Genomic DNA, 20,043 nt, shown 5'->3' with positions numbered 1-20,043 from the left:
TCACCCTCCGGCTGGCAGCCCGGAGCGGGGAGCCGTCGCCAGATGGTCGCCCACCCGCTTGACCATGAGGGTCATCTCGTACGCGACCTGCCCGACGTCGGAGTCGGCGTCCGAGAGGACGGCCAGGCAGCTGCCGTCGCCGGCGGCCATGACGAAGAGGAAGGCCTCGTCCAGCTCGACCACGGTCTGGCGGACGCTGCCGGACTCGAAGTGGCGGCCGACGCCCTTGGCCAGGCTGTGGAAGCCGGAGGCCACGGCGGCCAGGTGCTCGCTGTCCTCGCGGGTCAGGTCCTTCGAGCTGCCGGTGGGCAGGCCGTCGCCGGAGAGCACCACGGCCTTGCGGATGCTGCCGACCCGGTCGACGAGCTCGTCGAGGAGCCAGTTGAGCGGACCGGAGCCGCGGCCCCGGGTGTCGTTGCCGGTCTGCGGTGCGGTCATCGACCGTCCCCCTCGTTCTCGTATCCGGGACCTGTGGCGGCGGAGGTGCCAGCCCCGGTTCCGGACTGCTGCTGTGCCTGTGCCTGCTGGGTGCGGCCCGCCGTCCAGCCGCGCTGGAGTGCGGACATGCGCGTACGTACTTCTTCCGCGTCGCGGTCGACCACTTGGTCGGCGGTGGCTTCGGCGGGCGCGGACGCCCGGGCGTTCTTCAGCTGGGGCGCCAGGTTGGCCTGGCGGACGCGCTTGGGCAGACCGCCGGGGGCCAGGGCGGCCTGCTCCGGCTCCGCCCCGGGTTTCGGTACCGCGGTGACCGGGCGGGGCTCCACCCGGCGGCCGTGCTCGGCGACCAGCGTCGGGGTGGGCCTGCGGCGCGGCAGCGGCACGGCTCCCGCGGGGCGGGGCGCGTCGGGACGGGCGCCGCGTACCGGTTCGGCGCGGTGGCGGTCGAGGCGGACCGGGCCGGTGGGGGCCGGGGGCTCGCGGTCCGGGCCGCCCTTGCGGTCGGCGTGCCCCGCGCGGTCCGCCGGGCGCAGTCCCAGCAGGGCGCTGCGCGGGGTGCCGTTCGGCGGGGTCTCGTCGTCGAGGGTGGCCATGGCGGGGCGGCCGCCGACGCCGGTGAGGCCGGCGATCCCGGTGGTGAGCTCGTCGAGGGGGGCAGGGTCGTCGAGGCCGTCCAGGCCGAGGACGCCGAGCGGGGCCTCCAGTTCGACCGGGCCGCGCAGTTCGGGGGCGGCGAGCGTGCGGCCGGCCGGGGCGCGCTCCATGGCGGCCGGGGCGGGCCGGGCGGGTCCCCGGCCGTTCTTGGTGCCCAGGCCGGCCCGGCCGCCGCCCTTGCCGTCGCCCAGGCGCAGGCCGGTGCCGTTGGTCTCGGGGGCCTCGGTGAGCAGGGCCGCCGGGAGGAACACCACGGCGGTGGTGCCGCCGTAGGGGCTGGGCTGGAGGACGACCTTGACGGCGTGGCGCTGGGCGAGGCGGCTGACGACGAAGAGGCCGAGGCGGTCGGTGTCGGAGAGCTCGAACTCCGGGGTCTCGGCGAGCCGGAGGTTCGCGTCGAGGAGGGCCTCCGGGTTCATGCCGAGGCCGCGGTCGTGGATTTCCAGGGTGAAGCCGTTGGCGACGCGTTCGCCGTGCACCTGGACGGCGGTGTGCGGCGGGGAGAACACCGTCGCGTTCTCCAGGAGTTCGGCGACCAGGTGGGTGACGTCGGCGACGGCGGGGCCGGCTATGCCGAGCCGCGGCAGCCTGCGCACCTCGATGCGCTCGTAGTCCTCGACCTCGGCGACGGCGGCCCGGACGACGTCCATGAGCTGGACGGGCTTGCGCCACTGGCGGGAGGGGGCGGCGCCGGAGAGGATCACGAGGCCCTCGGCGTGGCGGCGCATGCGGGTGGTCATGTGGTCGAGGCGGAAGAGGTCGGCGAGTTCCTCGGCGTCCTCGGTGCGCCGCTCCATGGTGTCGAGCAGGGTCAGCTGGCGGTGCAGCAGGACCTGGTTGCGGCGGGCCAGGTTGACGAACACCTCGGACACGCCGCGGCGGAGCTCCGCCTGCTTGACGGCGGCTTCGACGGCGGCGCGCTGGAGGGTGTTGAGGGCCTGGCCGACCTGGCCGACCTCGTCCTTCTCGTACTCCAGGCGCGGGGCCTCGGTCTCGACGTCCACGTGTTCCCCGGCGGCGAGGCGGCGCATGACGGCGGGCAGCCGGACGCCGGAGACCTCGTGGGCCTCCTTGCGGAGCCGGGACAGGTCGCGGACCAGGTCCCGGCCGATGCGCACGGAGAGGACGACGGAGAAGACGAGGGCGATGAAGCCGAGGACGCCGGCGATGGCCGCCTGGACGAGGACGTCCATGGCGACGGGTTCGACGCGCTTTTGGTAGCGGTCGCCCGCCGCGGTGCCCATGGTGGCGAGGTCGTCGAGGACCTTGCCCGCGGCCTCGTCCCACTGGGCGGCGGTGATGCGCGGGTTCTTGCCCGGGCCTGCGGCGACGAACCGTTCCTCCAGGTCGCGCAGCGGCTTGGTGTCGGGGCCGCCCCAGTACTGCTCGAACTGCTCGCGGTCGTCGGACGGGAGGATCGCGAGGTTGAACTCGTAGAGCAGGGCCCGATTCGCGGCGAAGTCGGAGACGTGCCGCACGTCCGCGGGAGTGACGTTGCGGGCCGCGAGGGCGGCCCCGACGACGGCGTCCTCGCGGGAGAGCGTCTCCCGGGCGCGGGTGACGCCGACGAGCGCGCGGCCCTGCTTGTCCATCTCCACGTTTTCGAGGGCGTGGAGGTTCAGGAGGAAGTCGTAGCAGGGGTCGACGAGACGGCTGTAGAGCTCCAGCGCCTGGCTCGGGTCGAGGGTGTTCTGGTCGACGGAGCGGCGCAGGGCGCCGATGCCGTGGAAGGCGTCCAGAATGGAGTCGAGGCGCTGGGCGGCCTCGGGGGCCAGCTCGTCCGAGACCTCGGGGTCCTTGGCGTTCTTGCCGATGCGGTCCACGAGCTCGTCGGTCGCGGCGCGGCGCTTGGCGAGTTCGGCGGTCGCGGTGGAGGCCCGGGGGTCGCCGAGGACGACGAGGCTCTGGCGGCGCTCCTTCTGGATGACGCGGACGACGTCCTCTACGGGGTAGCCGACCTTGTCGATGACGTAGGCGACGTCGAGGAGTTCGACGGCCTGGCGGCCGGTGAGCACGGTCGCGAAGCCCCACAGGGCGGTGAGGGAGACGAGCGGCACAAGGAGCAACGCCACGATCTTCCGGCGGATGGACTTCCCGCGAAAGCGCATGGCCTCCCCAGCCTCCCCCAGCTCAACCCCGTTGTCGGGGGTCGGTGTTCCGTCATTTAAACGGCGTGAGCCTACTACTGCCGGGGAGCGGCTTCGAAGGCGTGTCCGGACGTTTTCGGCCGGGCGCCGGGGCGTAGATCAGCAGTTGTCCGACACATCCGGTCAACAGCGGTCCGTTATGTGGCAGATGACACTTGGTGGGGTGTCGGTTCCCGAAACCGAATGGATGGCTGGAATTCTTCGTTCCGCGATGGGCACGTGCGGGGCAGAAGACTTTGGTGGATACGGGAATCTCCGGGCGGTTTCGAACGTCTAGCTGGTTGAGGGGACGGGGCAGGGGGAGCGTGGCATGGGGATGTACGAGGACGACGGTGTGATGGCGGGCGCGCGGGGCCGGTCGCTGTGGCAGGAGGAGCCGGCGCTGCGCCGCCGCATGCCGGATCCGGTGCGGGACGCGGCGGTGCGGGCGGTGCTGATCGTGGCCGTGACGCTGACCCAGGCGACGGTCACCTTCTTCCTGACGCTGACCGGCTCCTGGCTGGCCCTGCCGATGGCGCTCGGCGCGATAGCCGGAACGGTGGTGGCCACCTGGGGCGTGCTGGACGTGATGATCACCCGGCAGATGTGGAACCAGCGGTACGGGGTGGTGTCGGAGCCGAGCAGCACGGCGCGCGGCCGCCGGCGCGAGCGGCGCCGGGCCCACGCGGAGTCCCGTACGGAGCACCGTCGGCAGCCGGGGGCCGGCGGCGGCCGCATACCGAGGGGCGGCGGCGAGAGGGCCCCGGCCGCCCGGCCGGCCGTCTGGCCGCCGCCCGGTGCGGACCGGCGCTACCAGGCGAGCTCGGGCCGGGGCTGACGCCCGTACGGGCCGGCCATCGTACGGCGCGAGCGGCGCGGTGCGGTGCGGTGCGGTGCGGCGCGATCAGGAAACGGTCGCGGAGCGGCGGAACATGCGGGTCGCCGTGATCTCTCCGTGGATGGTCTCCTCCTCCGGGGACTGCTGGGGCAGGCCCGGCCGCAGGTGCTCCTCGACACTGATGTACTTCAGGCCCGCCCGCAGGTCCGCGTCGTTGCGCAGCCGGATGACCAGCGGGAACTCGGCGAGGGCCGTCGTGTCGAAGAGGCCGGTCGTGTAGAGCAGCTGGACGCCGAGCGCGTCCGAGACAGCCCGCTGGAGTTCCAGCAGGTAGGTGGCGTTGGCGCGCCCGATCGGGTTGTCGAGGAACAGCGTGCCCGCGTGGCGGTGCTTGTCGCGGCCGCGGTCGTTGCTGCGCAGCGCCGCCATCGTGCAGTACAGCGCGATCGCGGCGGTCAGCAGCTGGCCGCCGGAGAACACGTCGCCCATCTGGCCGACCGGTACGCGCTCGGCGCGCAGGACGGCGTCCGGCTTGAGGATCTCGACCGAGATGCCCTTGGGCTCCAGGGCCGCCTGGACCCCGCGCAGCAGCAGGGACATGCCGTCGCGGCGGCCCTCGCCGAAGGAGGCGGTGCTGTTCTTCTTCACGGCCGCGCGGGTGGCCTCGTCGATGACCTCGCCCAGACGTTCCGTGAGGGTGGCCTGGTCCGGCTCCTCGAAGCGGATGCGCAGGAACTCCTGGCCCGACCACTCCCCCAGGCCCTCGGGGAGCTGGGAGAGGCGCTGGGCCGAGCGCAGGGTGGCCAGGGCGGACTCCACGAGGCCGCGCAGCCGGTCGACGATGCTGTCGCGGTTGCGCTCCAGCTGGGCCAGTTCGTCGGTGAGGACGCGCAGCCGGGGCGCGAAGGCGGCGGCCCAGGCCGCGGCGTGCTCGGGCAGGGCGGAGGCGGGCAGTTCGCGGATCTGCTGGCGCGCGGGGGTGCGCACCTGCTCGTAGCGGTTGGCGTTGGCGTGGCGGACCAGGACGTCGCTCGCCTCGCGCACCGCCGCCTCGGCGGCCGAGAGGTCGGCGGCGCAGCCGCGCAGGGAGCGGCGGGCCTCGGCCGCGGAGTGCCGGGCCTCCTCCAGGGTGCCCTGGTGGGCGGCCGGCTCCCGCTCGTCCTCCTGATGGGTGTGGTCGCGCAGCAGGTCCCGCAGCATGGCCGCGGTCTCGTCGAAGCCTCCGGCGCCGTCCTCGGCGGTGCGGTGGGCGTGCAGCAGGTCGGCGTGGGCGGCCCGGGCGGCCTCCACGGCCGCCGTGTGCGCGGCGAGCTGGGCGGTGGCGGTGCGCAGCAGGGCCTGGGCCTGTTCCACGTCGCCCGGGACCAGCTCCTCGGGCAGGTCGGTGTGGGCCTCGCCCTCGGCGGGGGCGTGCCGTTCGGCCTCGCCCCGGAGCCGTCCGAGCTGCTCGCTGGCGGCCTGCGCCCGGGTCTCCAGCATCTGTACGAGGGCCTCGGCGCGGGCGGCGGCCGCCTGCCGGGAGGGCCCGTCGGCGCCGTCGGTGCCTTCGAGGAGCTGGGCGGCGCGGGTGCGGACCTTGTTGGTGAGCCGGTCGAGTTCGGCGAGGGCCGCGCTCTCGTCGCTCTCGGCGCGGGCCTGTTCGGCGCGCAGGTCGGCGCCGACGCCGACCTTCTCGTAGAGCCGCGAGGCGGCCCGGTAGGCCTCGCGCAGGTCGGGCAGGGGCGCCTTGGGGACGCCGTCGTCCTCGGGCAGGGCCTCGGGGGCGCCGGCGATCTCGGCTCGCTCGGCGCGCAGCGCGCGGGCGGTGCGGCGGGCGTCGTCGGCGGCGCGCTGGGCGGCGCGGCGGTCCTCGTCGGCGGCGCGGGCCCGGTCCAGGCAGACCTCGGCGCGGGCCTCGGACTCGGCGGCGTCGTCCGCGAGTTCGCGGAGCTTGGCCTGCCAGCCGGCGCGCTCGCGCAGCCGGAAGGCGAGCCCGGCGAGGGCGTCGGCGGCGCGGCGGGCCCGCTGGGCCGCGTCCTGGCGCTCGTCGCGGACGCGGGCGGCGTCGGCGGCGGCCTCGTCGGCCTCGGCGCGTACGGTACGGGCCTGCGCGAGCTCGGCGTCGGCCTCCTCGGCGAAGTCCCGGGCGGCCTCGGCCTGCCGGGCCAGCTCGGCGAGGCGGCCGGGCGGGCAGCCGGTGCGCCAGGAGGCGAGGCGGGCGGCGAGTTCACGGTCCCCGGCGAGGCGGGCGGCCAGGTCCCGGATCTCGGTGTCGCGGGCGGTGGCGCGGGTGCGCAGCGCTTGGCGCTCCTCGTCGGCGGCGTGCTCGTCGTGCATGGCCGGGTTCGGCGGGACGAGGAAGACCCCGGTGTCCGTGTCCTCTCCGTGGGAGGGCGGCACCGGCGCCAGCAGGGCGGCGGCCGTGCCGACGGCGACGGTGGAGCGGGGCAGCAGGGCGGCCGCGGAGAGGACCTCGCGGGCCCGGGCGTGGGTGTCGGGGTCGGTGATGACGACGCCGTCGACGAGCTCGGGGCGGGCGGCGAGGACGGCGGCGTGGTCGGCCGGGTCCACGGACTGGGCCAGGTAGCGCCAGCCGGGCAGGGCCGGGATGCCGTGTTCGCCGAGGTACTCGACGGTGGCGAGGACGTCGGGTCCGGGCGGCAGCAGTCCGCCGTCGCCGAGGGCGCCGAGGATGCGGGCGTCGTCGGCGGCGGCGGTACGCAGCTCGAACAGCTGCCGCTCGGCCGTCCCGACCCCGCGGGTGAGCATCTCGCGCAGTTCGTCGGCGCCCCGGTCGAGGTCTTCCACGGTCAGGCCGCCGCCTTCCGCGGCGCCGCCGGGGGCGCCGCCCGGGTGCGCGGCGGCGGAACCGTTCGCGGCTGCGGGCCGGGGGGCGGGCGTACCGGCCCCCTCCGGGGTGCCCGTACGCGGGTGCGGGAGGAAGGTTTCGGGCGTCGGGGCCAGGCCCAGGAGCTCGGCCAGCCGGGGGGAGGCGGCGAGGGAGGCGGCTGCCCGGTGCTCGGCGCCGTGGGCGGCCTCGGCCGCGTCGGCGGCGTCCGCCGCGCGGGCGGCGGTGAGTTCGGCGCGGGACTCGGCGGCGGCGGCCTCGCGGGCGGCTTCGGCGGTGGCCCGGGCGCTCTCGCGGGATTCGTCCCAGGCGGCCACGGCGGTCTTCTCGGCATCACTGGCGGCCAGGGCGGCACGCGCCGGGTCCGCGTCGGGCGCCGAGTCGTCGAGCCAGCCGGCCCGTACCGCCTCGGCGGTCTCCTGCTCGACCTCGGCGAGCCTGGCCCGCAGGTGTTCGGCCTCGCTCCGGGCCCGCTGGGCCCCCGTCGCGGCGGCGGTGGCGTCGCGGTGCGCGGCCTCGCCCGCCTCCTGGAGCGCGGCGGACCGCTCCTCCTCCTCGTTGGCGACCCGCTCCCCGTCCTCGGCGGCGGTGTGCAGGGCCCGTACGAGCGCGGCGGCGGCCGTCGCCCGCGCGGCGAGCGCCGGGGCCGCGTCCCGCTCGGCCTCCAGGATCGCGGCGGCGACCCGGGCGGAGCGGTCGGAGGCCGCGCGGTGGCGCAGCACGATCTCTGCGGCCTGCCACGCGGAGTGCAGGGTGCGGGCTTCGAGGAGTTCGCGGCGCTGGGCGGCGGCGGCCTTGTCGGCGACGGTCAGGGCCAGCGAGGCGTGCCGGTAGGCGAGTTCGGCGGAGACGGCGGCGCTGCGGGTGCGCGCGGACTCGGCGGAGGTGACCCCGTGGGCGGCGGCGGTGACCCGCTGCGCGAGGTCGGCGGCGCGTCCGCGCTCCTCGGCGGCGCGGGCGGACAGCCGCCGGGCGAGGGTGCGGGTGCGGCGCTCGGCGCCCGCGTGGACGTCGCGGAGCCGGGAGCGGGCCCCGGCCGCCTCCACGATCTTGGTGAGGAGGTCCACCGAGCCGGCGGTGAAGTCCCGTTCGGCCATCAGCTCGGCGCGGCGGCCCAGCTTGTTGCCGAAGCCGTGGACGAGGTCGGCGAGGCCGTCGGTGTCCCGGGTGTCGGTGACGGCGCGCAGGAGCAGGTCGGTGAAGTCGGAGTCCTTCTTGACCGCGAAGAGGCCGGCGGCCTCGCCCTCGTCGGCGTTCATCTCACGCTGGTAGCGGAAGAGTTCGGGATCGAGGCCGAGTTCGGTCAGGTGCTCGTTCCACCGGTCGTGGATCTCCTCGAAGTACACCTCCAGGTGCGGGTACGCCTTGCCGGCCTCGGTGAGGGCGTCGCGGAAGCCCTTCATCGTGCGGCGCCGGCCACGGGCGCCGGAGGCGCCTTCGACGGGCGGGCGCACGGTGGTGGCCTCGGCGACGGGGAGGCTGTCCAGGCTCAGGCCCGGGCCGGGGCGGAAGGAGTACCAGGCCTCGGCGAATTTGCGCGGGTCGTTGGAGACCTGGCGGCCGCGCCATTCGCTGACCTTGCCGACGACCACGCACTCGCCGGTCTGGGTGTGCTGCCACTCCAGGGCCACGTGACCGCAGTCGTCGGCGAGCAGGAACTTGCGCAGCACGCCGGAGCTGGCGCCGCCGAGGGTGTTGCGGTGGCCGGGGAGCATCACCGAGAAGATCAGCTTGAGCAGGACCGACTTGCCGCCGCCGTTCTCCAGGAAGAGCACGCCGGCGGGCGCCGGGCGGCGCGGCGGGCCGGTGGGCTCGTCCTCGAAGAACTCCGCCTGGGCGGGCGCCGGGTGGGGCACCGGCTCACCGACTCCGCGCAGGTCGAGCACGGTGTCGGCGTAGCGCGCGCCGGCGGGCCCGATGGAGTAGAGGCGGATCCGGGACAGCTCGTACATGGCGGCGGACTCTCGTGAATTCTCGGTACGGAGGGGGTACGGAGGGCGGGACGGGCGGCGGGGCTCAGGCGTGGAAGGGCAGGCCCGCGTCGGCGGCGAGCTCCAGGTCGTCGCCCTCGGGCGGCGGCAGGAGGCTGGCGGAGCCGTCGCTGACGGGGACCACGCCGAGTTCCAGGAGCTCGGCCATGGCCGCGCTGCCCGCCATGTCGCGGACCTGGAGCTGGTAGCGGGGGGTGGTGCGGTACGTGCCGCCGGCGTCATCGCCGGTGCGCTGGAGGAACCCGGAGTCGGTGAGGAAGGCGGCGGCCTTGCCGACGATGCCGGTGGTGGAGCCGGCCAGGCGGCGGGCGTCCTTGGTGGCGCCGGTGGCGCTGCGGCGGGCGTAGACGCGCCAGGCGGCTTCGAGGCCGGGGGCGTCGGTGGCCGGGTCGGTGTTCTCGCCGAGCTCCTCGGCCCGCTCCTCCAGGCGGCGGCAGGTCTGGCGGACGAAGGCGTCGACCCCGTTGACGGTGACGCGGCCGATGTAGCCGTCGTCGGCGAGGTCCTCGGGGCGGGGGAAGGCGAGGGCGGCGACGGCGAGGTGGGCGAGGCCGTGCAGGAACCGGTCGGCGGAGTCGGCGGTGGTGCGGCGGGCGTAGTCGCCCATCCGGACGGCGAAGACGGAGTCCTCGCCGGCGGCGACGGCCATGCCGGCGCGCGGGGACACCTCCAGGACGACGAGGCCGAGCCCGGTGGCGACGGCGTCGGCGAGGCGGCCGAAGGCAGGCTCCTCGCGGTAGCGGCGCAGCAGTTCGGCGTACTCGGCGTCGCGGGCCGGGAGCAGCTTGGGCTGGAGCCCGAACGCGACGAGCCGGGCCGCGTCGGCGGCGTCGGCGGGGGTCACCGCCCCGCCGGCGGCGGGTGCGACGGGGGCCGGCGGCGCGTCGGCCTCGCTCCACGCGGGGTGTTCGGCGTGGTGGTCGCTCACGGGTACTGCCTCTCGTGGTGTGCGGTGGTCGCGGCGGCGGGCGGGGTCTTCCCCCGCGCGCCGCTCCTCGCCGCTGTGCTGGTTCGTGCTGTGCGGCCGGCCGGTCCGGCGGGGTTCGTGCCGCCTCCCGGCGGTCCGGCGGGGGTCAAGCCGCCTCCGTGCGGTCCGGCGGGGGTCATGCCGCCTCCGTGCGGTCCGCGATCATCGCGGCCGCGTCCAGGAGCGCCGTGCCGACGATCAGGTCCGCGCCGCCGAACTCGGGGTCTTCGAGCTGCGCGCCGTCGTCCACGGCGAACAGCAGCCGCTCCTCGCCCTGGCGGTAGGCCGTGCCGACGGCCGGGCTGGCCGCGTGGACGGCCAGCAGGGCCACCAGGTACGGCAGGTCCGGGTCGCTGCGCCGGGCCTCGGCGAGCAGGCCCGACAGCCGGCGCGGGGCGTCGTGCGGCAGGTCCAGGAGCTCCATCGCCGCGGCGAGCTGTTCCTCGCTGAACCGGCTGTCGTCCGGGGTCGCGATGAGGTCCGGCTCCGGCATCTCCGCGCCCAGGTGCTCCCGTTCCACCGGCGGCGTCAGCAGGATGTCGACCAGGTCGGTGACGCGCACCGAGACCGGGGTGCGCAGCCCGACGGCCGACCCGAAGAAGGCGTCGGTGACCCGGGAGGCCTGCGCGAGCGGCAGCGGCAGCACGGGCGCGACGAGCTGCCCGTACAGGTCGATCCCGGAGCGCGGGGCGGGGGCCGCGAAGGCCTGCCGGTCCTGCTCGGCGCGGAACAGCGGGCCCGCGTCCAGCAGCCTCGACTGGAGCTGGGTGTGGCGGCGGATGCAGTCCTTGACGATGTCGACGAGCTCGGCGGCGCGCCGCTTGTTGTCGGGCTCCTCCGCCTCGTCGCGGGCCTTGCGGATGTTGGTCAGGATCGCGTTCTCGTGCCGGTAGCGGTCGGCGACGTGGTCGAGGGCCTCCTCGATCATGTCGGGCACCGATTCGAGCCAGTCCACCGCCCGGACGTTGCGCCGGGTGGCGTCCAGGGTGCGGCGCAGGGTCTCCGCGTACTGCACGGTCCGGTAGCGGGCCTGCTCGGCGGCGAGCTGGGCGTCGGCGAGGCGGCCCCGGCTGATCAGGACCTCCAGCTTCACCTCGGCCGCGATCTGCGCACTGGTGACGTCCGTGTCGAGGGCGCCGACCAGCACGTTGACGGCCTCGTCCGTCGTGCGCAGGTAGACGGCCCCGCCGTAGCCGGGGACCTCTTCGATCAGCTTGAAGTCGTAGTCCCGGCGGACGTACACCCCGTCCGGGCCGAACGTGCCGTAGATCGCGCGGAATCCGCGGTCCACGCTGCCCACGTTGATCAGGTTCTCCAGCACCCAGCGGGCGACCCGCTCGTGCTCGGCCGCCGGGCGGTGCGGTGCCTGCGCGGCGACGCGCGGCAGCAGCCTGGCCACTATCTGCTCGTGGTCGGCGCCGGTGTCGAAGTCCATGTTGAGCGTGACCAGGTCGATCGCGGCGAGCGCGACCTCCGCCATCGCGTAGATCCCGTACTCGCCGGCGAGATTGGCCTTGCGTACGTCGAGGTCGTGCAGCGGGGCGGTGCAGGCGAGCGCGCGCAGCCGCCGGGCCAGGCCCTCGTCGGCGGCCGGGCCCGGCGCCGGGGACGGAAGGGGCTTCGCCGGGGCGGGGAGAGTCACGGACAAAGACTAGGCGCTGACAGGGACAACATCCCAAACGGCATGGTTCGGCCTGATCGGTCCCGGGTGCCGCCCGCGGTTCCCGCCGGACGTGCCGTCTTCGGCGCCGCCACGTTCTACGCTCACCGCATGGCTTCCATGATCACACCTCTGATCGACCTCAACGCCGATCTCGGCGAGGGCTTCGGGCGCTGGACGCTGACCGACGACGACGCCCTGCTGTCCGTCGTCACGAGCGCGAACGTGGCGTGCGGCTTCCACGCCGGCGACCCGTCCATCATGCGCCGGGTCTGCGCGCTGGCCGCGGAGCGCGGCGTGCGGATCGGGGCGCAGGTCTCCTACCGCGATCTGGCGGGCTTCGGCCGGCGCTCGATGGACGTGCCGGCGGGCGAGCTGGCCGACGAAGTGGCGTACCAGATCGGAGCCTTGGAGGTCTTCGCCCGGGCTGCGGGCTCCCGGGTGTCGTACGTGAAGCCGCACGGCGCGCTGTACAACCGCACGGTCCACGACCCCGGCCAGGCCGGCGCGGTCGTCGCCGGGGTGCGCATGGCGGCCGGGGCGGCCGGCCTGCCCGTGCTCGGCCTGCCGGGCTCGCTGCTGCTGTCCGCCGCCGCGGAGGCGGGACTGCCGGCCGTACCGGAGGCCTTCGCGGACCGGGCGTACACGCCGGCCGGGACGCTGGTGCCGCGCGGCGAGCAGGGGGCGGTGCTGCACGATCCGGAGGCGGTCGTGGCCCGCGCGGTCGCGATGGCGACCCGGGGCGTGGTGACGGCCGCCGACGGCTCCCCGGTGACACTGCGGGCGCGCTCGCTCTGCCTGCACGGGGACACCCCGGGGGCGGCCGGGCTCGCCCTGCGGGTCCGCGAGGCGCTGGCCGCCGCGGGCGTCCGCACGGAGGCCTTCGCGTGAGGCCGCTGGTGGTGGGCGGCGAGGCGCTGCTGATCGAGGTGGGCTCGGCGCAGCAGGTGGCGGCGCTCCACGCCGAGCTGCTGCGGCGGCGGGACGCGGGCGAGCTGGGCGCCGTACGGGAGGTGGTTCCGGCGGCGCGGACGGTGCTGCTGGACGGCGTGCGCGAGCCGCGCGCGCTGGCGGAGCGCATCGCGCGCTGGGAGGTGCCGCCGCTGGCGGAGACCGAGGGCCCGCTGGTCACGGTCCCGGTGCGGTACGACGGCCCGGACCTGGCGGAGGTGGCCCGGGCGTGGGGGGTCGCGCGGCGGGAGGTCGCCGGGATCGTCGGGGACACCGTCTTCCGGGTGGCCTTCTGCGGGTTCGCGCCGGGCTTCGGATACCTGACGGGGCTGCCGGAGCGCTTCCACCTCCCCCGGCGGGCCACGCCCCGTACGGTCGTCCCGGCGGGCTCGCTGGCCCTCGCCGGCGAGTACGCGGGGGTGTACCCGCGCTCCTCCCCCGGCGGCTGGCAGCTGGTCGGGACGGCCGACGCGGTGCTGTGGGATCCCGGCCGGGAGCCGGCGGCGCTGTTCGCGCCGGGGGTACGGGTGCGGTTCGAGGAGGCTTCGTGATGGCGGGCGCCGCGCTGGAGGTGGTCCGGGCGGGGGCGCTGACCACGGTCCAGGACCTGGGCCGGCCCGGGTACGCCCACCTGGGCGTGCCGAGGTCGGGCGCGCTGGACGCGGGGGCGCTCGGCCTGGCCAACCGGCTGCTCGGCAACCCCGCGGGGGCGGCCGCCCTGGAGACCACCCTGGACGGGGTGGGCCTGCGGGCCCGGGTCCCCGTGACGGTGGCGGTCACGGGCGCGCCCTGTGCCGTACGGGTGTCGGGTCGGCCGGCGGCATGGGGAGCCCCGGTGTGGCTGCCGGCCGGTGCGGAGCTGGAGGTGGGCCGGGCCGAGTCGGGGGTGCGCAGCTACGTCGCGGTGCGGGGAGGGTTCGCCGTGCCGCCGGTCCTGGGCAGCCGTTCGACGGACCTGCTGTCGGGGCTGGGGCCGGCCGTCCTGGTGGCCGGGGTGGTCCTGCCGGTGGGCCCGGCCGGTGCGGATCCGGTCCGCGGGGCGGACGTGCCGCGGGCGCCGGCTCCGCCGGGGGCGCGGGCCGGGTTGGTGCTGCCGTTGCGGCCGGGGCCGCGGGCCGACTGGTTCGAGCCGGCTTCGCTGGCGGCGCTGTGGCGCGCGGAGTTCCGGGTCTCGCCGGCCTCGAACCGCGTCGGGCTGCGCACCGAGGCCGGGCCCCGGCTGGTCCGCGGCCGCGGTGGCGAACTCCCGAGCGAGGGGATGGTCCTGGGCGCCGTCCAGGTCCCCCCGGACGGCCTCCCGGTGGTCTTCCTCGCCGACCACCCGGTGACGGGCGGCTACCCGGTGGTGGGGGTGGTCCCCCCGGGTCCGGCGCTCGACGCGGCGGCGCAGGCGCGGCCGGGGGTGCCGGTGAGGTTCGTGCGGGCCCGCTGAAGCGTCCGCGGGCGCCGCGCCCCCGTCCCGGGACGCGCCGCGCGGCGGGGCCCGCGGCCGTCGCGCCGCCCGGGCGGCCGTGACACACCTCGGCCCGGACCCCCGTTCGTCGGGGGCCGGGCCGGGAGCGTGTGCGACCGGGGTCTACACGGCCGATTCCGGAGCGATCCGGCTGCGTACCGCGGACTGGACGTCCTCTTCCTCGGCGGGGTCGGACGCCAGGCGGCGCAGGCGCGGCGCGACCCGGGCGTCGGCCGTCTCCGCGTGGCGGGCGGCCACCTCGCGGGTGGTCTCCTCGCAGTCCCAGAGGCATTCGACGGCGAAGCCGGCGGCGAAGGAGGGGTCCGTGCTGGCCAGGGCGCGCGCCGCGCGCCCGCGCAGGTGGGAGGAGGACGTCTCGCGGTAGATGTGGCGCAGCACCGGCGCCGCGCAGCCGATGGACAGCCGGCCGGCGCCGTCGACCAGGGCGAACAGCCGCTGGGCGTCGGGGCCGCAGCCGCGGACGGTCGAGCGCAGGGCGCCCAGGACGAGTGCGGTGTCCTCGGGGCCGCCCCGGGCGGCCAGGAGGGCGCCGGCGGCCGCGCCCAGCGCGTCGGGGCGGTGGATCCACTGCCGGGCCCGGTCGATGGCGGCGGGGCCGCACATGCGCTCGTAGGCGGCGACGGCCGGCTCGTCACCGGCGGCTTCGATGAGGTCCAGCACGGCCGGGTTCTCCGGCTCGGCGAGGACCAGGTGGTGCAGGGCGGTGGCCCGGGCCGCCTCGCCGCCCGCACCGGCGGCGGCCGCGAGGATCGCGCAGCGGTCCTCGGGCGCGGCGACGGCGGCCAGGCAGCGTGCGGCGGGTACGTGCAGCGGGGTGCCGCGGCGCAAGCCCTCGGCGGCCCAGTCGAAGACGGCCTGGACCCCCCAGCCGGGCCGGGGCCCGTTCGGGGTGAGCTGGCGCTGCCAGCGGTCGAAGGAGCCCTGCTGACGGGCCGCGCGCAGGCGCTCCCCGTACTCGGGTGACTCTTCCCACAGACACCAGGGGCGGGGCTCGTAGGCGTCGCGGACGGCGGCGGCCAGCCGCGCCTCGCCCTCGGCGCCGGCCGGGAACCTGGCGAGCACGGGCGCGGCGAGGCCGCGCAGCCCCTCGTCGTCGTCGCGCAGGGCGAGCTCGTCGAGGGCCCAGGCCCAGTTGGCGCCGGAGGCGGCGTAGCGGCGCAGCAGCATCAGCGCGTCGTCGCGGCCGTAGGAGGCCAGGTGGCCGAGGACCGACAGGGCGAGGCCCGTCCGGTGGTCCGAGTCGTCGACGAGGTCGTCGGCGCCGAAGAGGTGGCTCTCGATGGCGCCGAGGGGGCCGTCGAGATCCAGGTACAGGCGTGCGTAATAGAGCGAGCGGTTCTCGACCTGCCAGTCCTGGCGCGGGTCGCTGACCACGCACTGGTTCAGGGCCGCGAGGGCCTCCGCCCGGGGCGCCGCGAGGGCGTGCAGCGTGCCGTCGCCCCGGCCCCGCTGGAGGAGCCCGAGCAGGGTGCCGCTTGGCGCTATGACTGGTTCGAACATGGGAATGGCCTCAAATCAAGCTGGGGACGCAACCGGGAATCGGGATTCACAGGGCCGCGTAACAGCATGTGAGGACGTCCGCCGTCATGTTCCGCTCGATGTAGACCATTGCCTTCTCACTCTCGTCGGGGCTCCGCGACCACGTCGGCCGGGTTTGCGCAGGGGATGGGCCCGGACACCCGGCGTGCCCTGCCCCCTCCTGCCCGTCCGCCGTGTCCGGGAATCTAATCCGTCGCCATGATGACCCAGCCGGTTTGTGCGCCGCGACCACATTTATGGCTGCCGTGACCATTCCGTGAGGTGGCGGACCGGTCAGACCCTGCCAGGTCACGGGCAAAAACGGACTACTCGGCTCCGAACAGTTCCAGCAGGTCCGCCTTGGCGAACATGCGGGCGGTGTCCACGGCGGAGGGGGTCCCGGCGGTCGGGTCGGCCCCGCCGGCGAGCAGCGCGCGGATGACGGCCCCCTCGCCCTTGAAGACGGCGCCGGCGAGCGGGGTCTGGCCGCGGTCGTTGGCGCGATCGGCCTCCGCGCCGCGGGCCAGCAGGGCCGTGACGGTGGCGGCGTGGCCGTGGTAGGCGGCGAGCATCACGAGGGTGTCGCCCCGGTCGTTGGTGAGGTTCGCCGGGACTCCGGCGTCCAGGTACGCGGTGAGCGTCTCGGTCTCACCCTGCCGGGCGAGGTCGAAGATCTTGGTGGCCAGCTCGATGACGTCCTCGTCGGGAGCGCCCTGGGAGCCGCCCTGGGTGGGCTCGTGCTCGCTCATCTGTCGTACCGCCTTCCACTCGCTGTTGACGTGAGATCCCCCGGGCCGGGCGGGCAGGGGGGCGTACGGCACGGCGACCGTACGGGTGAATCGCCAGAGTAGCGCCCGGACCTGCACATACGGGGGCCCGGCCGAGGCAAGGATCCCCTCCGCGGCGGACGCGCCACCCGGGCTGCGCCGGTCAAGTGAAAAAAGCCGGGATTCACCCGTATGCACCTTTTATCGCATTGATACTTCCTGTGAGCCTGGAACAACTGATGGTGACCGTCCCCACCCACCAGGAGAACCTCTCATGATCCTGTCCATCTCAGGCGTCGTCCTGCTCGGCATCATCGCCTTCCTCTTCTTCAAGAAGGACGGGATGAAGCTGTCCCACGCGTTCGTCTGCTCGCTGTTCGGCTTCTTCCTGGCGGGCTCCGCCATCGCCCCCAGCATCACGGCGAGCACGGCGAGCCTCGCGAGCCTGCTCGGCGGGATCAAGCTCTGACCCCGGCCCCACCGTTCAGCAACCCCGACTCCAGGAGACGACCGTGGCCCGGCGCCCACTCCCCCGCATCCTCAGCAACGGCACCACGCCGCTGGCACGGGGCCGCGACCTCGCGCGCACGGCCGCCGACAGCGCCACGGACGTCCTCCATCCGCTCCTCGTCATCGGGCGCGGCCTGCGCGTCCTGGCCTCGGCCGGGCGGCGCAAGTGGACGCAGACGGCCAAGGACAAGCGTGGTCCCGCGCTGTTCCTGGGGGCCGCCTGCGTCCTCGTGGTCGCCCTCGTCCCCTACGGGCCCCTGATCGCCCTCGTCACCCTGATGGCGGCGGCGGCCTGGCACGGCCGCGACCGGACCCCGGTCAAGACCGGGCCGAGCGAGGCCGAGACCGAACGGCTCGGCGCCCTGTACGAGGCGCTCGTGCCGTACTTCTCCATCCCCGAGGACCCGAACCCGCTCTTCGCCCACGGCGGGGAGTGGGACAAGGCCTTCAGCGGCCACGCCTTCGACGAGGCCGGCCGCGTCACCCGGCTCCGCATCCGCTACCCCGCCTACTTCACCGATGGCGAGGCCGCCTCGCGGGCCAGGATCGAGACCGTGCTCCACGCCAAGTCCGGGCGCGGCCGGGAGTACCTCTTCGAATGGGACGAGGAGGCCAACCAGCTCGACCTGACGGTGCTCCCGCCGCTGCCCACGGCCATCGCGGCGCAGCCGTTCGTCACCTCGCCCGGGGAGACGGTGCTCGGCTTCACCGACGCCACCGCCGTGCAGCGCACCCTGCCCGTGCTGGAGGACGGCGAGCCGCGCGACGCGCCGCCGGTGATCTGGCGCACCGGCCCCCGCTCCACCGAACCGCACCTGCTGGCCGTCGGCCGGCCCGGCAGCGGAGCCTCCTCCCTGCTGCGCTCGATCGCCCTCCAGGCCCTGCACCACGGGGGCGAGGTGCTCATCGTCGAGGGCGGCGGCAGCGGGGAGTTCTCCTGCCTGACGGGCCGTACGGGCGTGCTGGCCGTGGAGTGCGGTCCGGCGGGAGCGCTGGCCACCCTGGAGTGGGCCGCGCGCGAGACCGAGCGGCGGCTGATCGCGGCGCACCGGGCCCGCGAGGCCGGACTGCCGGCGCCGGAGGACACCCGGCGGCCGCTGTGGATCCTGCTGGACCGGCCCAGCGTGCTCGCCCACCTCGCGACGGCCGAGGGGAGCCCGGACCCGCTCGCCCAGCTCCAGGTGCCGCTGCGGCACGGGCGCGCCGCGCACGTCACGGTCGTGGTGGCCGAGCAGTTCGACCATCTGGAGCTGCTGAACGACGCCGTCTGGCAGCACACCCGGGCCCGGATCGTGCTCGGTCCGGCCGCCGCGCAGCAGATCACCGACGTGCTGGGGCTGCCGCCGCACACCACCCCGACCGCGCAGGTGCCGCCGGGGCGCGGGTACGCGCGGCTCGGCTCGGGTCCCGTGCACCGGGTGCAGGTGCCCGCCACTCCGGACCCGTACGACGACGCCGCGCACCCGGGGCACCGCCAGGCGGTGCTGGAGCTGCTGCCCGGGCGGCAGGTGCCGTCCCCGGGCGGGCCGGGCCGGGTGGCGCTGGCGAAGCCGCTGCACATCGTCCAGCCGCCGGCCCGGGCGCAGGGCCTGTCGCTCGACCCCGAGCTGGACGAGCTGGAGGCGTTCGACGACGCCGAGGAGGTCCCGGCCGAGACCCCGCCGGCCCGCGGCCCCTGGCCGGTGGGCCCCTGAGCCGCCCGCCCCGCTACGCCACGAACGTGCGCGGGGGCTCCGCCGTGTTCCCGGCCGCGCCCGTGCCGACCAGCCGGGCGGCCGCCGCGAGACGGGCCGCCGCCTCCTCGGCCACCGGCCCGCCGACGGTGAACGGCAGCCGGACGTAGCCCTCGAAGGCCCCGTCCACGCCGAACCGCGGCCCCGAGGGGACCCGTACGCCGACCCGCTCCCCCACCTCGGCCAGCCGGGAGCCGGACAGGCCGCCCGCCCGCGCCCACAGGGTCAGCCCGCCCCGCGGCACCTCGAACTCCCAGTCCGGCAGTTCCCGGCGCACCGCGGCGACCAGCGCGTCCCTGTTCTCCCGGGCCTGGTCGCGGCGGATCTGCACGGCCTGCGCCCAGCCGCCGGTCCGCATCAGCCAGTTCACCGCGAGCTGCTCCAGCACCGGCGTGCCGAGGTCGGCGTAGGCGCGGGCCGCGACCAGGCTGCGGATCACGTCCGGCGCCGCACGGACCCAGCCGATCCGCATGCCGGCCCAGAAGGCCTTGCTGGCGGAACCGACGGTGATCACGGAGGACCCCGCCGGGTCGAAGGAGCAGACCGGGCGCGGCATCTCCAGCGCCGGGTCCAGCTGGAGCTCGGCCATCGTCTCGTCGACGACGAGGACCGTCCCGGCCGACCGGGCCGCCTCCACCATGGCGCGGCGCTGCTCGTCCGAGGCCAGCGCCCCGGTGGGGTTGTGGAAGTCGGCGACGACGTACGCGAGGCGCGGCGCGGCGTCGCGCAGCACCTGGCGCCACACCGTCATGTCCCAGCCGGACAGCCCGTCGGCCATCGCGACGGGTACGAGCCGCACCCCGGCGGCCCGCATGAGCTGGAGGATGTTGGCGTAGGAGGGGGACTCGACGGCGATCCGCTCCCCGCGCCCGGCGAAGAGGCTGCAGATGGCGTCGATGGCGCCCATCGCACCCGTCGTGACCATGATCTGCTCGGGCATCGTGGGGATGCCGCGCTCGGTGTAGCGGTCGGCGAGCATCCGCCGCAGCGCGGGGAGCCCGGCGGGGTAGTCCCCGTGGGTGTGCGCGTACGGCGGGAGCTCCTCCAGCGCGCCCTGCACGGCCTTGGTGAGCCAGGGCTCGGGCGCCGGGAGCGCGGCGCAGCCGAGGTCGATCATCGACCCGAGGGACTCGGGCGGCAGCGGCTCCAGCCCCCTGGCGGGCAGCGGGTTCCCGGCCGGTACGGAGGTCCAGCTGCCGGCGCCGCGGCGGGACTCCAGGAAGCCCTCCCCGCGCAGGGCCTCGTAGGCGGCGGCGACGGTGGTGCGGGAGAGGGAGAGGGAGCCGGCCAGCTCGCGCTCGGCGGGCAGCCGGGCGGCGACGGGGACGCGGCCTTCGAGGACGAGCAGCCGGATGCCGTCGGCGAGGGTCCGGTACGCCGGGAGCTTGCGCGCCCCGGCCACACCGGGCCGCTCCTGCTGCGAGGTGATGAGACGGGCGAGCTGTGCGGCGCCAACCGCCGAGGTCCACTGCGCCATGCTGTCCGGTCCACCTTCGTAGAATTGGCCCCGCCAGACCCCGGGTGGGGCCGGTATTGGCACGCTTGCGCACCCCAGACTGTCATGCCGGGATCCACCCGGACCAGGGGGC

14 protein-coding genes are annotated in these 20,043 nt (G+C 75.8%); 6 read left to right on the top strand and 8 right to left on the bottom strand.

The features are described from left to right. Together ACS04_RS06375 and ACS04_RS06370 are read right to left on the bottom strand one after the other, a co-directional pair. Nucleotides 1-438: a roadblock/LC7 domain-containing protein gene (locus tag ACS04_RS06375; protein WP_030162639.1), complete on the bottom strand. Its 438-nt coding sequence runs from the start codon at nucleotides 436-438 to the stop codon at nucleotides 1-3. Then, on the bottom strand, nucleotides 435-3,164 hold the full coding sequence (locus tag ACS04_RS06370) for a sensor histidine kinase (protein WP_425337811.1): 2,730 nt from the start codon (nucleotides 3,162-3,164) through the stop codon (nucleotides 435-437). The genes ACS04_RS06375 and ACS04_RS06370 overlap by 4 nt, the downstream gene beginning before the upstream one ends. Nucleotides 3,165-3,516: 352 nt before the next feature. Between ACS04_RS06370 and ACS04_RS39180 the strand changes: the two genes are divergently transcribed. Next, complete coding sequence (locus ACS04_RS39180) at nucleotides 3,517-4,056, top strand: hypothetical protein (protein ID WP_280920976.1); 540 nt, start codon at nucleotides 3,517-3,519, stop codon at nucleotides 4,054-4,056. A 66-nt stretch (nucleotides 4,057-4,122) separates the two neighbouring features. On the opposite strand, the gene ACS04_RS06360 is transcribed toward ACS04_RS39180, so the two are convergent. From ACS04_RS06360 to ACS04_RS06350, 3 genes are all read right to left on the bottom strand, one after another. Beyond that, nucleotides 4,123-8,835, bottom strand: coding sequence for a hypothetical protein (locus tag ACS04_RS06360; RefSeq protein WP_048475528.1), 4,713 nt, complete (start codon nucleotides 8,833-8,835; stop codon nucleotides 4,123-4,125). Between the two features lie 64 nt (nucleotides 8,836-8,899). After that, nucleotides 8,900-9,802: a hypothetical protein gene (locus ACS04_RS06355; RefSeq protein ID WP_048475527.1), complete on the bottom strand. Its 903-nt coding sequence runs from the start codon at nucleotides 9,800-9,802 to the stop codon at nucleotides 8,900-8,902. A 175-nt stretch (nucleotides 9,803-9,977) separates the two neighbouring features. Next, complete coding sequence (locus ACS04_RS06350) at nucleotides 9,978-11,483, bottom strand: hypothetical protein (RefSeq protein WP_245236299.1); 1,506 nt, start codon at nucleotides 11,481-11,483, stop codon at nucleotides 9,978-9,980. 150 nt (nucleotides 11,484-11,633) lie between these two features. Between ACS04_RS06350 and ACS04_RS06345 the strand changes: the two genes are divergently transcribed. Genes ACS04_RS06345 through ACS04_RS06335 form a run of 3 tightly spaced genes read left to right on the top strand, consistent with a single transcriptional unit; the run spans nucleotide 11,634 to nucleotide 13,884 of the window. After that, nucleotides 11,634-12,392 carry a LamB/YcsF family protein gene (locus ACS04_RS06345; protein WP_048475545.1) on the top strand — a complete coding sequence of 253 codons (759 nt, stop codon included), beginning with the start codon at nucleotides 11,634-11,636 and terminating at the stop codon, nucleotides 12,390-12,392. Then, complete coding sequence (locus ACS04_RS06340; protein WP_048475525.1) at nucleotides 12,389-13,003, top strand: 5-oxoprolinase subunit B family protein; 615 nt, start codon at nucleotides 12,389-12,391, stop codon at nucleotides 13,001-13,003. The genes ACS04_RS06345 and ACS04_RS06340 overlap by 4 nt, the downstream gene beginning before the upstream one ends. Beyond that, on the top strand, nucleotides 13,003-13,884 hold the full coding sequence (locus ACS04_RS06335; protein ID WP_048475524.1) for a 5-oxoprolinase subunit C family protein: 882 nt from the start codon (nucleotides 13,003-13,005) through the stop codon (nucleotides 13,882-13,884). The genes ACS04_RS06340 and ACS04_RS06335 overlap by 1 nt, the downstream gene beginning before the upstream one ends. Before the next feature lie 144 nt (nucleotides 13,885-14,028). Here the strand turns inward: ACS04_RS06335 and ACS04_RS06330 are convergent, their stop codons facing one another. Both ACS04_RS06330 and ACS04_RS06325 read right to left on the bottom strand, forming a co-directional pair. After that, nucleotides 14,029-15,426: a hypothetical protein gene (locus ACS04_RS06330; protein ID WP_048475523.1), complete on the bottom strand. Its 1,398-nt coding sequence runs from the start codon at nucleotides 15,424-15,426 to the stop codon at nucleotides 14,029-14,031. Between the two features lie 344 nt (nucleotides 15,427-15,770). Continuing rightward, on the bottom strand, nucleotides 15,771-16,193 hold the full coding sequence (locus ACS04_RS06325) for an ankyrin repeat domain-containing protein (RefSeq protein ID WP_048475522.1): 423 nt from the start codon (nucleotides 16,191-16,193) through the stop codon (nucleotides 15,771-15,773). 292 nt (nucleotides 16,194-16,485) lie between these two features. Between ACS04_RS06325 and ACS04_RS06320 the strand changes: the two genes are divergently transcribed. Further along, complete coding sequence (locus tag ACS04_RS06320) at nucleotides 16,486-16,680, top strand: hypothetical protein (RefSeq protein WP_048475521.1); 195 nt, start codon at nucleotides 16,486-16,488, stop codon at nucleotides 16,678-16,680. A gap of 43 nt (nucleotides 16,681-16,723) precedes the next feature. Further along, nucleotides 16,724-18,415 carry a P-loop NTPase family protein gene (locus ACS04_RS06315; RefSeq protein ID WP_048475520.1) on the top strand — a complete coding sequence of 564 codons (1,692 nt, stop codon included), beginning with the start codon at nucleotides 16,724-16,726 and terminating at the stop codon, nucleotides 18,413-18,415. Between the two features lie 13 nt (nucleotides 18,416-18,428). Here the strand turns inward: ACS04_RS06315 and ACS04_RS06310 are convergent, their stop codons facing one another. After that, nucleotides 18,429-19,931: an SCO1417 family PLP biosynthesis transcription factor gene (locus tag ACS04_RS06310; RefSeq protein WP_048475519.1), complete on the bottom strand. Its 1,503-nt coding sequence runs from the start codon at nucleotides 19,929-19,931 to the stop codon at nucleotides 18,429-18,431. Between the last annotated feature and the right edge of the window lie 112 nt (nucleotides 19,932-20,043).

The organism is Streptomyces roseus, from assembly GCF_001044425.1.
GTDB lineage: Bacteria > Actinomycetota > Actinomycetes > Streptomycetales > Streptomycetaceae > Streptomyces > Streptomyces roseus.
The sequence above is the reverse complement of the archived record's forward strand: the minus strand, read 5'-3'. Positions and strand labels throughout refer to the sequence as shown.

Bases quoted from the DNA above. Each gene is read 5' to 3' on its own strand.
- ACS04_RS06325 (WP_048475522.1), bottom strand. From the start codon at position 16,193: ATGAGCGAGCACGAGCCCACCCAGGGCGGCTCCCAGGGCGCTCCCGAC.
- ACS04_RS06320 (WP_048475521.1), top strand. From the start codon at position 16,486: ATGATCCTGTCCATCTCAGGCGTCGTCCTGCTCGGCATCATCGCCTTC.
- ACS04_RS06310 (WP_048475519.1), bottom strand. From the start codon at position 19,931: ATGGCGCAGTGGACCTCGGCGGTTGGCGCCGCACAGCTCGCCCGTCTC.
- ACS04_RS06335 (WP_048475524.1), top strand. From the start codon at position 13,003: ATGGCGGGCGCCGCGCTGGAGGTGGTCCGGGCGGGGGCGCTGACCACG.
- ACS04_RS06360 (WP_048475528.1), bottom strand. From the start codon at position 8,835: ATGTACGAGCTGTCCCGGATCCGCCTCTACTCCATCGGGCCCGCCGGC.
- ACS04_RS06330 (WP_048475523.1), bottom strand. From the start codon at position 15,426: ATGTTCGAACCAGTCATAGCGCCAAGCGGCACCCTGCTCGGGCTCCTC.
- ACS04_RS06375 (WP_030162639.1), bottom strand. From the start codon at position 438: ATGACCGCACCGCAGACCGGCAACGACACCCGGGGCCGCGGCTCCGGT.